The sequence below is a fragment of the Actinomyces polynesiensis genome (genome assembly GCF_000820725.1).
Taxonomy (GTDB): Bacteria; Actinomycetota; Actinomycetes; order Actinomycetales; family Actinomycetaceae; genus Pauljensenia; species Pauljensenia polynesiensis.
Genome location: NZ_CCXH01000236.1, coordinates 1 through 12,166 on the forward strand (window position 1 = coordinate 1; position 12,166 = coordinate 12,166).

The 12,166-nt window shown below is 67.7% G+C and carries 4 protein-coding genes; all 4 read left to right on the forward strand.

What is annotated here, in order from left to right; all coding sequences use genetic code 11:
• The coding region (locus TA90_RS10020) for a 3'-5' exonuclease (RefSeq protein ID WP_187120130.1) at positions 1-1,204 on the forward strand (1,204 nt) is incomplete at its 5' end.
• A gap of 188 nt (positions 1,205-1,392) precedes the next feature.
• A complete protein-coding gene (locus tag TA90_RS10025) occupies positions 1,393-2,907 on the forward strand; it encodes an FAD-dependent oxidoreductase (protein ID WP_043536118.1) in 1,515 nt (504 codons plus the stop codon).
• 173 nt (positions 2,908-3,080) lie between these two features.
• Positions 3,081-3,956: a zinc metalloprotease HtpX gene (htpX, locus tag TA90_RS10030; RefSeq protein ID WP_043536121.1), complete on the forward strand. Its 876-nt coding sequence runs from the start codon at positions 3,081-3,083 to the stop codon at positions 3,954-3,956.
• 353 nt (positions 3,957-4,309) lie between these two features.
• The coding region (locus TA90_RS10035) for a DUF5979 domain-containing protein (RefSeq protein WP_043536119.1) at positions 4,310-12,166 on the forward strand (7,857 nt) is incomplete at its 3' end.

Consider the following 12,166-nt stretch of genomic DNA (forward strand, 5'->3'; position numbering starts at 1 on the left):
GGTCAGTGCGGGGGGTGCCGCACCGAACGTCGACGGCACCGGCGCCGCCACCGACACGGGCACCGACGCGGCCACCGACACGGGCACCGACGCGGCCACCGACGCGGCCGCGCCGGTCCCACAGCCCGCGCCGGTCCCACAGCCCGCTCCGGAGGAGGAGTCGGCCCCCGCGGTGCTGGGTCTCGCCCCGCGCGCCGCCGCGTCCGTGGCGAGTTTCTACGGACTGCTGGAGACGCTGCGCCGTCTGGAGGCGGGGGGTGGCACCCCGGGCCAGGTGCTCGAGGAGGTCCTCGACCACACCGGCTACCTGGAGGAACTGAGGCGCTCCGAGGACCCGCAGGACGCGTCCCGGGTGGAGAACCTGGCCGAACTCCACTCCGTCGCCGAGGACTTCCACCAGCAGGTCCCCGAGGGGCGCCTCGTGGACTTCCTGGAGCGTGTGTCACTCGTGGCGGATTCCGACCAGGTCCCCGCCGAGGACCAGCGCTCCGGCTCGGTCACGCTCATGACCGTGCACACCGCCAAGGGGCTGGAGTTCCCGGTCGTCTTCGTCACCGGGATGGAGGACGGGACCTTCCCCCACCAGCGCTCCCTGAGTGAGGAGTCCGAGTTGGCCGAGGAGCGGCGGCTCGCCTACGTGGCGATCACGCGTGCCCGGAAGCGGCTGTACCTCACGCGCGCGGCGGTGCGTTCGGCCTGGGGCGCGCCCCAGGAGATGCCGCCCTCGCGCTTCCTCGACGACATCCCCGACGAACTGCTCGACGTCCGGCGCTCCACGACCGCCATGGACCGTCTGCACGCCTCCGGCCGCGGATCCGGGGGGCCCGGCTCCTGGGGGTCGGGGTCCTGGGGCGGGGGACAGCGTGGCGGCGCCTCCTGGGACCGGTCCGGGGGCAGGGGGCGCGCGCGGGACGAGGACGAGGGCGGCCCGGTGATCGGGTCCGGGACGCCGGGCAACGGATCGGCGGTGGGTGGCTCTCGGCTGGGGCGCACCGTGCGCCTGGGTGCCGCACCCACGAGGTCGGCGGCACCCGCCCGGGAGATCCCCCAGCTGAAGGTCGGCGACCAGGTCGACCACGCGACCCTGGGCCGGGGCACCGTCGTGAGCATGGAGGGATCCGGCGACCGCAGCGTCGCCAAGATCGACTTCGGCGGCCGGCAGAAGCGACTCCTGCTGCGGATGGCTCCGATCACGAAGCTCTGAGGCCCGTCCGGGGTTCCCACCGGGGCGCCGTGACATCGACGTGGGGTCCCGGTGTCGGTCTCGGTCAGCCGGGACGGTCGAACGTGGTGAGGCTCGCCTTAGCTTCCCGGTGCCCCACGCTAGGATGGTGTGGCTGTGACAGGCCGGCCCGCACCCCGTGGGACGGCACAGAGCGGAGGAAATCGGGCGTGACCACACTGAACGTCGCCGTGATCGGCGCTGGACCTGCCGGGATCTATGCCTCGGACATCCTGTCGAAATCGGGACTCGACGTGAACATCGACCTCTTCGAGCGTCTCCCCGCTCCCTACGGCCTCGTCCGCTACGGGGTCGCCCCCGACCACCCGCGCATCAAGCAGATCATCGTCGCGCTCTACAAGATCCTCCAGCGCGGTGACATCCGGCTGCTGGGGAACGTGGAGGTCGGGCGCGACGTCACGATCGAGGACCTGCGCGACCACTACGACGCGGTCATCATGGCCACCGGTGCCGACCGCGACGCCCCCCTGGACATCCCCGGCATCGACCTGCCCGAGAGCTACGGCGCCGCGGACTTCGTCTCCTGGTACGACGGCAATCCCGACTACCCCCGCACCTGGCCGCTGACGGCCCGCGAGGTGGCGGTGGTGGGGGTGGGCAACGTCGCCCTGGACGTGTCGCGCATCCTCGCCAAGCACGTCGAGGACCTCATGGTCACCGAGCTGCCGGCGAACGTCGCCGAGGGGCTGGCGAAGAACCGGGTCACCGATGTCCACGTCTTCGGCCGCCGCGGCCCCGCCCAGGTGAAGTTCACACCCCTGGAGCTGCGGGAGCTCGGCAAGGTCCCCGATGTCGACGTCATCGTCGACGAGGAGGACTTCGACTTCGACGAGGGGTCCGAGGAGGCACTGCGCTCCTCCAACCAGCAGCGACAGGTCGTCAAGACCCTGACGAACTACGCCTCCGTCGACCCCGAGGAGCACACCGCCTCCCGGCGCATCCACATCCACCTCTTCGCCTCCCCCGTGGAGGTCCTCGCCGACGAGGGCGGCCACGTGCGGGCCCTCCGCACGGAACGCACCGAGCTCAAGGGCGACGGGACCGTGCGCGGGACCGGTGTGTACACGACCTGGCCCGTCCAGGCCGTCTACCGGGCGGTCGGTTACTACTCCTCACCGGTGCCGGGTGTGCCCTTCGACAGGCGCCGCGGCACCATCCCCAACGTCGAGGGCCGGGTGACGACCGAACCCGGGTCCACCGAGACCATTCCCGGTCTCTTCGCCACCGGCTGGGTCAAGCGCGGACCGGTCGGCCTCATCGGTTCGACGAAGTCCGATGCCCAGCAGACCATCGCCCACCTGGTCGAGGACGCACACGCCGGTGCCCTGCACGCGGGCACGAAGGCGGTGGGCCACGATGCGATGGTCTCCCTCCTCGAGGAGCGCGGGATCCCCTTCACCAACTGGCAGGGCTGGGAACTCCTGGACGCCTACGAGCAGCAGCTCGGCTCCGACTACGGGGAACTCCCGGGCGGGCGCGGCATCCGTGAGCGAGTCAAGGTGGTCTCCCGCGAGGCGATGACGCAGATCTCGCGCGGAGAACTCGGCGAGGGCGGGGTGCCGTCCTGCGACCTGATCGGTCGTCCCGGCGAGATGGGTGTGCCCGATGCCGTGACGCGCTTCGGGGAGGACTACTCCGGTCCTGAGTCCCTCCGCAACCACTGAGGGACACCACCCGGGTGGGTGCACGCCCCGGCCGTGGTCGATGCGTGCGGCGAGGGCGGACCGACGTCGCCCTCGTCACACCCAACCTTGGGGATCACTGGGAATCCTGTGCCTGCCGCGCCCCTCGCCCCCGGCGCGGATACCGTTGACAAGGACGAGTGGAGGGGACGGAATTGGGGCATCATCGGTACCACAACGGGTTGAAGACGGCGGGGCTGTTCCTGGTGCTGTGGGCGATCCTGCTCCTCATCGGGGGACTCATCGCCCAGGGCACGGGCAACTCCGCCTGGATCTGGATCCTCGCCCTGGTCGGCCTGGCCTCGACCGCGTACTCGTACTGGAACTCCGACAAGATCGCGCTGCGCCAGATGCGTGCCTACCCGGTGACTGCCCAGGAGCAGCCCGAGCTGTACCGCATCGTCCAGGAGCTGTCCCAACGCGCCGGTCAGCCGATGCCCAGCATCTGGGTCGCACCCACGCAGACCCCCAATGCGTTCGCGACAGGACGTGACCCCCAGCATGCGGCGGTGTGCTGCACGGAGGGGATCCTCCAGATCCTCGGTGAGCGGGAGCTGCGCGGGGTACTGGGACACGAGCTGATGCACGTCTACAACCGCGACATCCTCACCTCGTCGGTGGCGGCCGCGATCGGCGGGCTCATCAGCTCGATCGCTCAGTTCCTCATGTTCTTCGGCGGGGGGCGCAGGGACGGGCAGGGCGGGGTGAACCCGCTCGCCGCGCTGGCCACCGCGATCCTGGCGCCGCTGGCGGCCACCCTGATCCAGCTGTCGATCTCGAGGACCAGGGAGTTCGACGCCGACCAGGACGGGGCCGAACTCACCCAGGACCCCCTGGCCCTCGCTTCCGCGCTGCGCAAGCTGGAGACGGTGACCGACCGGGTGCCGCTGCAGCCCACCCCCGCCAACCAGAACGTCGCGGCGATGATGATCGCCAACCCCTTCCGGGGTGGTGGGGTCCAGAGACTCTTCTCGACGCACCCTCCGATGACGGAGCGGATCGCGCGCCTGGAGAAGATGGCCGGTTACTGAGGGACCTGAGTGGACGGATGTCCGCCCGTCGTGGCGGGCTGATCTTGTGCGCCGGTGAGATATGTCCACCAATGCCACCTGATGGAAGGCTTGGTGGTTGGTGAAGACGTCCCAAGTAGCGCGAGCCGGACAGTCGCGTTGTGTCATCTACCGAGAAGTCACATGGTAAATACTTGCATGCTGCGGATGTCTGGGGCAGAGTGACGGATGAATATCTTCAAGTCGGTCGGCTTTCATCGACCGGCCACCCCCACAGTGAGAGTCGGCTCATGAACCACGGATCCTTCGCCCATGCCCAGACACCGAGACACCTTCGCAGGGATCCGCATCGAACATGGGGTGTCCCGTGGGTGATGGCCGCGTTGTTCGCCGTGGTGGCGATGATGCTGCCCGGACTGGCACCGGCGTCGTTCGCTGAGGGTTCGCAGAGCGGACGGACATCGACCGAATCGAATTCGAGCGGTGCCACCGGCACGACCGAACAGGCCACGCCCACCACCGGTTCCACACCCTCTGCCCGTTCCGCGCAGGCCTCCACTGATCAGTTCCTGCGCGTGTCCAAGTCGGTGGACGGGTCGGATGAGAAGCAGCTGGAGCCGGGCCAGTCCTTCACCTACCAGATTGACCTGAACTGCTCCGAGCAGAACTGTGTCAATGCGACGATGAGTGATGCCCTGCCTCCCCAGTTGGCGGGATTCAAGATCACGGGCGTCGAGACGACGCCTGCGAGCGTGGGCGCCGTCGCGACATGGACCGAGGGTGGAGCGACGGTTGACCAGCCGGCCACGGTCGGCGCTGACACGACTGTTGCCGTCTCCCTCCACCAGAGCTTCCCCGGAGGAAGCGGACTTGCGGTCGGAACGACTGCGCACGTCAACATCACCCTCCAGGTTCCCAACGATTTCTCCCCCGACGACAGCCGCAACGGGGTGACCATCACCAACACCGCGACCAGCACCGCCGACAACTCCGCAGATGACTCGGACTCCGCAGATGTGGTCGTGAGCGTCGATGAGTCCGTCGCCGCCGCGATCACCAAGGATTGGGCGCCCGCCACGGCGACCTTCGACCCGACCGCGACCTCCACGATCCGGTTGCGTTCCAACAATGCCTCCAATGTCGCGGTCGACACCCTGACCGTGCAGGAGCCGCAGGCATCCGATGCTCCTGACGGCGCGACCTCTCTGTCCCAGGACAACCCGTTCCGCATCACGGACTTCACCGGGTTCGGGAACACGACCAAGCCGGCCGGCGCATCAACCGTGCAGGTCGACGCATATGTCCAGAAGAGCGACGGCACCTGGGCATGGGTGACCGGCACCGCGGGACCGGACTACGCCCTGCCCACCGGCGTCACCGCGGGCCAGGTCGGCGGGTTGCGCTTCACCTACACCGGGACGATCGCACCGGGCGCGGGTGATGACGTGCAGCTCAATCTGGTGCAGCGGTCGACGGATCGCAACGACGGTTCCGACCTGTCCACCAAGACCTCGTCCGTCGACAACGTCGCGCAGGCCCAGACCGCCAAGGGATCCACGAAGAGCGACGTGGCGACGGACGACGCCACCTACAAGGTCTCGCCCGCCGGTCTGGGAACGGACGTCGAGAAGTCCTTCTCCCCCTACAGGATCCCGGCCGGCAACACGACCACCGGGACGATCACGGCCAAGAACACGCAGTCGCCCGTCAAGACGTTGACGATCTCCGACACCTCCGGCTTCTTCACGGACACCACGACGTTCACCGGTTTCACAGCGCCGATCGCATACCCTGAGGGCGCCACCTCCGGCACGGTCACCTACCACCTGTTGGGAGGAGGCACCGAGGTGGTGCCGTTCGACTCCGGTGCGAAGCCGACTGTGCCGAGCGGGAAGATCTCCGGGTTCGACATCGTCTTCAGCGCCGACACGAACAGCATCATCACCAACGGGCAGACCACTGTGCAGTTCGGGGTCGCCACCTCCAGCCGCGCCGACTTCGGTGACAAGGACGAGTTGACCTCGACCAACACGGCCACCTCGGAGGCGGAAGCGGCGAATGGCCAGTCCGTGACCGACAGCGACGATGCGGACCTCACCATCGTGAAGCCGTCCATCAATGTCACTCTCGACAAGAACGTGAAGCCTTCTGACAATGTCGAGCCGGGTCAGAGCGTGGTCGCGGACCTGAAGTCCACGACGAGTGCCAGCTCCGACTACGTCAAGCCCACGAAGATCGTGGTCGAGGACTCCTGGGGCACCGACAAGCCCGAGTCGGGCTTCTGGAACGCCTTCAACCTGACCTCGATCCAGCCCACCCAGGTGCCCGCCGGTGCGAGTCTGCAGATCGAGGTCCAGAAGTCCGATGGCACCTGGATCACCCTCGACACGGCATCAGCACAGGACGCCGCTTGGCTCTACCAGCTCGACGCTGATTCCCTCGCGGGAAAGCTCCCCTCGGGGGTCAGCGCCGACAGCCTGACCGGCATCCGGTTCACCTTCGCGAAGAATGCGGACGATCCGTTCCCCTCCAACACCACTGTTCGTCCCTACATCGCCTACACAGCGCGTGCGACCACACGCACGGGCAACGCGACCGACAAGGTGGACGGCACGGCTGACGAAGACGGCAATCACGGGCCCCAGTCCTCGACCAAGTACACCAACGCGGCGACGACCACCGGTACCGGCACGACGAATGACGGAACCGACATCACCGGCAAGGCCGCGGACAACGCCACGACCGGCATCATCGTCGAGCCCACATGGAGCGGCGTCGGCCCGGCCGTCCACATCGGCAAGGCGTGGGACCGTGACTCCGTGGCCTCGCAATCCGGTGGCGTGGCGACCACACACCTCAACTGGCGGGTGAGCAACGGGATCACCCAGGTCACGATCACCGATCCTGCGGGCGACCCCAGCACGACTGCGGACACCGTCTTCAACGCCTTCGACCTCACCGCGATCAACGGGATCGCCGTCTCGGGCACGCCCTACACGAACGGGTGGTTCCTCAAGTACGACACCGTCCAGTCCGTCGAGCTCTTCCGCGGCGGTGCGTGGCAGACGGTCACCGCTCCCGGTGGCACGTGGCAGGAAGCGAACGGCAGCTTCAAGGGCTACACGCTGAGCGCCACTGAGAAGGCGGACACGACGGGCGTGCGCATCATCCTCGTCCCCAACGACACGGCACGCACGGCTGCCCTCGCCGCCGGTACCGACCCGTACGCACCGGCCCCCGGCTCAGGGGTCGTGGCGTCGAGCAGCAACCGCACCTTCGACCTCGTGTGGCAGCTCCGGAACACGACCCGTTCCGATGACTCCTTCATCACCGGGAAGAGCGAGCTGAACGCTGCGGACTCCGGCGTGGTCGACAACAGCGTCGCCATCGACGGGACCTCCGCACAAGGCACCCGGCACGACAAGGGCGACGACACGATCGGCATCCTGGACCAGGAGCCGGCAGTGGCGGTCACCAAGGACACCGCGGCCGCAGCCCCCATCCAGGTCCCCGCGCCGGGGACCGTTCCCGCGGACCAGTACCCGACCAACAGCTACACCCTGACGGCCCACAACGCGTCGGTCACGCGCGCCTCCTACGTCCGTGTCACCGATCCGACGCCGTGCGACGACACCGCGCTGCCGGGATGCGAGTCGGACGGGACGGCCGCCGGAGCCCTGGCCAACCCGTTCCTGGGCAATGACGACGTCCGGGACGGTGTCCTGGACACCGACCCGGGCACACCGAATCCCTTCAACCGTCAGGACATCACCAAGATCACCATCGGGGCCTCCATCGCGGACGAGGTCGACCTGAGCGCGTCGAAGGTCTGGCTGCTCGAGTTCACGCCGGGTGCCCCCGGCAGCGAGACCGGCGCGTACTCGTACGTGGAGACCACCGCTGCCCAGGTCAACGCCATGAACGCCACCGACCTGGCAAAGGTCGTGGGCATCTCGGTGGCCTTCCAGGGGAGCGATCCCGCAGTCTCCGGTGGGACGATCTCGCAGGGCAACAATCTCACGATCAGGCTCGACACCCGGGTGCGTGCCACCCTGCGCACGACCGGCGCGAACTTCATCCCGGACACGGACACCCTGAAGACCTCCAAGAACAGGGTCTTCGCCCAGTCCTACGACCCCGTGACAGCGGAGGGGACCAAGACCGGGGACACGGACGATGCGACGGTCGACTACACCTCCGGCAGCATCGACGTGAACCCGGGCAAGACCATCACCCCCGGAACCATCACCGTGGTGGATCCCAAGGCCCCGCAGACAGTGACCCTCTCGGCCACGCAGGGGAGTTCCACGGTCTCGCCCAAGACGGTCACGATCACGGACCAGCCCGACGGTGGCAGTGGGTCGACGGACTTCTGGACGAACTTCGACTTCACGGGCCTCTCGGGCATCACCTTCCCGGCCGGTGCGACCCAGGTGGTCGTCTCCGCATACGGACCATTCGGGGATGATGGCGCGATGTCCTGGAAGGACGGGGCGGCCCAGGCCAGCAACGCCGGATCCTTCACAGTTCCAGTCGACGAGGACCAGTACTCCCAGATCCAGGGACTCCGGTTCACCTTCACGAAGGCCGACGGGACACTCTTCTCCACGACGACACCGAACTGGAGTGCGGGAGCCACGTACACAGTGGTCCTGCGTGACACGGTGCGCGGGAGCGATGCGAAGGTCGCATTCCCGGGCGATGCCACCAACATGGTGTCGGCCGTGAGCGAGGGTGCCCTCGACAAGTCCGACGAGAAGTCGGCAACGGCCGAGGCCGACTGGACGCCGGGAACGGCGTACCTGGCGATCGACAAGCTCGCCAATGACGGGACCCGTTCTGCCAGCATCGGTTCCATGGTTCCGTGGGACATCACCATCAGGAACACGGGAACGGGCTACCTGGACCTGACGAAGGTCGTGGACACCCTCCCCGCCGCACTCAGGTACACCGGATCGGGCAGCCCAGCTGATCCCAGTCATCCCGTGCAGTTCACCGCCGGCAAGCTCTCCGACGGGTCCGCAGGATCGTTGACGACGGCGCCAGCCGTGGATGCGAGCGATGCCGGTCAATTCGTCTTCACCTGGCCGCAGGGCGAGAGCCGCATGCAGCCCGGAGAGACGGCGGTGATCCGCGTGTGGCTGGAGCTCCAGCCCGGACCCCAGTCGGGCGACAAGGTGGTGAACAACGTCTCCGTCTTCACCGAGCAGAAGCTCGACGGAGTCTCGGACGCCGTCTCCGGGAACGGAGCAGGTCCTGTCACGCCGGACGGCTCGAACGGCGCCAAGACCTCGGACTACGTGTCGCCGACAAGTGGTGAGAACCTCTACGTGGTCAAGGGTGTGAAGGGCTCCCTGGACGGTGCCGTGAACACGCTCGACCCCTCCCAGGACTGCACTGCCAGCCTCACCGGTGCGGACGGGCAGAGCTACTACCGTTCCCCCTGCGCTGCCAACAGCACCGTCAATGGAACGGACCAGTGGATCCTCCACATGGTCAATGCGGGGACGACTGATGTCCTGCGAGCCCAGTTCTTCGACCAGCTGCCCGTCCAGGGTGACAAGTACCTGGTCGCGAGTGGCACGGACCGCGGCACGCAGTACCGTCCCCAGATCCTCGACGACCTGAAGGTCGTGGGGGCCCCGGCAGGGACCACGACGACCATCGAGGTCACATCGGACGCCAATGCCTGCGTCGGGACCTGGGGCTCGGTTCCCGCCGCCCCCAATGCCTGCGGGGACAACTCATGGTCCACGCCCAGCACGACGACCGACTGGACGAAGGTCACCGGGATCCGGGTCACACTGGACTTCACCACCTCGACAGCAGGTGCGCTCAAGCCCGGCTCGGGCGCGGACGTCACCTACTCGAGCCGGAATGAGCCCCAGAGCGCCGCAGATGCCAGTGGCGCCTCCACCGACGTCCCTGCGACGGACCAGTTCGCCTGGAACCAGTTCGGTCTGCTCTACACCGGGGCCGACACGCGTTCGCACACGATCGCGCCGAGTGTGGTCGGAGTGCACCTGCGCACCGGTTCCATCGAGGTCGCCAAGAAGGTGACAGGGTCTGCGGCCAGCTATGCCCCGGACTCGTTCACTGCCGAGGTGGCCTGCACGATCCCGGCAGAGGACGGGAAGACCGAGGTTCCGCTGACCTTCGACGGCGCTGAGAAGAAGCTGGTGACGCTGACGAAGAACCAGGACGGGACCTACGGGGCCCAACGCGTCCCGGGCATTCCCGTGGGCGCCTCCTGCACGGTGGCCGAGACCGGCGAGGTGGGTCACTTCGGTGAGACCACCCGCGATCCCGCCGACTCGGTGACCCTCCAGGTCACGGCACCCGACACCTACGCCTCGGGTACGTCCGACGAGGGTGAGCCCACCAACGACGTGCCCTCGGCACAGATCTCGACGCTGACCAACGACTACCAGTGGTCGGGCCTGGAGGTCACCAAGAAGGTCGACACACAGGCGACCACAGGCACGTTCGGTCCCTTCGACTTCGAGGTCTCCTGCACGACAGCCGACGGCCAGGTCGTGAAGTTCGGGGACGACGACTCGACGACGTTCACCCTCACGTCAGGACAGACGTGGAAGGCACCGGAGAACACGATCCCGGCCCGCAGTGACTGCACCATCACGGAGACGGACTCCGACAAGGCGGACTCGACCGTCATCACGGGGGACAATGTCACTCCCAATGAGGACGGCTCCGCCACGGTCAACGTCGGGACCGACCCGGCGGAGGTCGTCAGCACGCTGGTGACGAACCACTACGACGCCGGCACCTTCACGGTGACCAAGAAGTCGGAGGGCAGTGGCGCGGACGTCTACGGCGCAGGCCCCTTCACCTTCCAGTCGACGTGCACCTACAACGGGCAGACCCTGTTGGATGAGACCTACACGCTCGACCGTGACGGTTCGAAGACCTTCGGGATCTTCCCTGCCGGCACCGAGTGCTCCACCGTCGAGACCAAGTCCGCGGGCGCCACGGCAACCGCCATGGATCCCGCCGACGGCAAGGTGACGATCGCCAGGCAGGCGGCCGAGGGGACCCCTTCGGCCGTCAGCCTGACGGCGACCAACACCTTCGACTCCGGCGACCTCCGGGTCGTCAAGAAGGTCGACGGAGCGGGCGCCGAGAAGTTCGGCGTCGGCCCGTTCACCGCCCAGGTGGTGTGCACGTACGACAAGGACGGTGTCGAGACGCCGGTCGGCCTCGTCAATGGTGGAAAGGTCACCCTCGACCAGGCCAACGGCTACAGCGCGACCCTGACGAACATCATCAAGGGCGCCGAGTGCACGGTCAGCGAGACCGACCAGGCGGGTGCCGACTCCTCGGCCCTCTCACCCTCGGACGGCACGGTCACCATCGGAGGCCAGCAGGATGATCCGGTCGGCGTGACCATCACCAACACCTTCGAGGCCGGGTACGTGACGGTCCAGAAGAAGGTGGAGGGCGAGGGCGCGGAGGACTACGGGTCCGGCCCGTACTCCTTCACCGCCGTGTGCACCTGGCCCAAGGGCACGGGCGCCGGTGGCGCAGGTGGGTCGGACACGACCTCCTTCACGCTCCAGCCCAGCGATGACGAGTCGACGCTCAGCGAGCGGCTCGGACTCTACCCCGTGGGCACCGAGTGCGAGGTCACCGAGACGGATGCCGCCGCCGCGACCTCCACGCAATGGGATCCCTCCGACCAGAAGGTCACGGTGAAGAGTCCGGGAGACCCGTCCGAGCCCTCAGAGGTCACGGTCACGGCGACGAACACCTTCGACGTCGCGACCCTCGAGATCACCAAGGTGGTCACGGGCGCCGGGGCTGCGGACTTCGGTGTCGGACCGTTCACCGCGCAGGTCGCCTGCACCTATCAGAAGAGTGGGAAGACGCTCGACGTCGACCTGCCCGACAACGGTGTGGTCACCCTGTCCGAGGACAACGGGTACAAGGCGACCCTCGGCGGCATCCTCAAGGGATCCACCTGCACGGTGGAGGAGACCGGCCTTGCTGGTGCCGACTCCGGTGCCATCACGGGTGACGGCGTGACGGTCGACGACCAGGGAGTGGCGACGCTCGTGGTCGGCGACGGTGGGGCCGACTCCGCTGCCGTCACCATCACCAACACCTTCAAGGCCGGGTACGTCACGGTCACGAAGGCGGTCGAGGGCGACGGGGCCGTCCAGTACGGTTCCGGGGACTTCTCCTTCACCGCCGTGTGCACCTTCCCCCAGGGG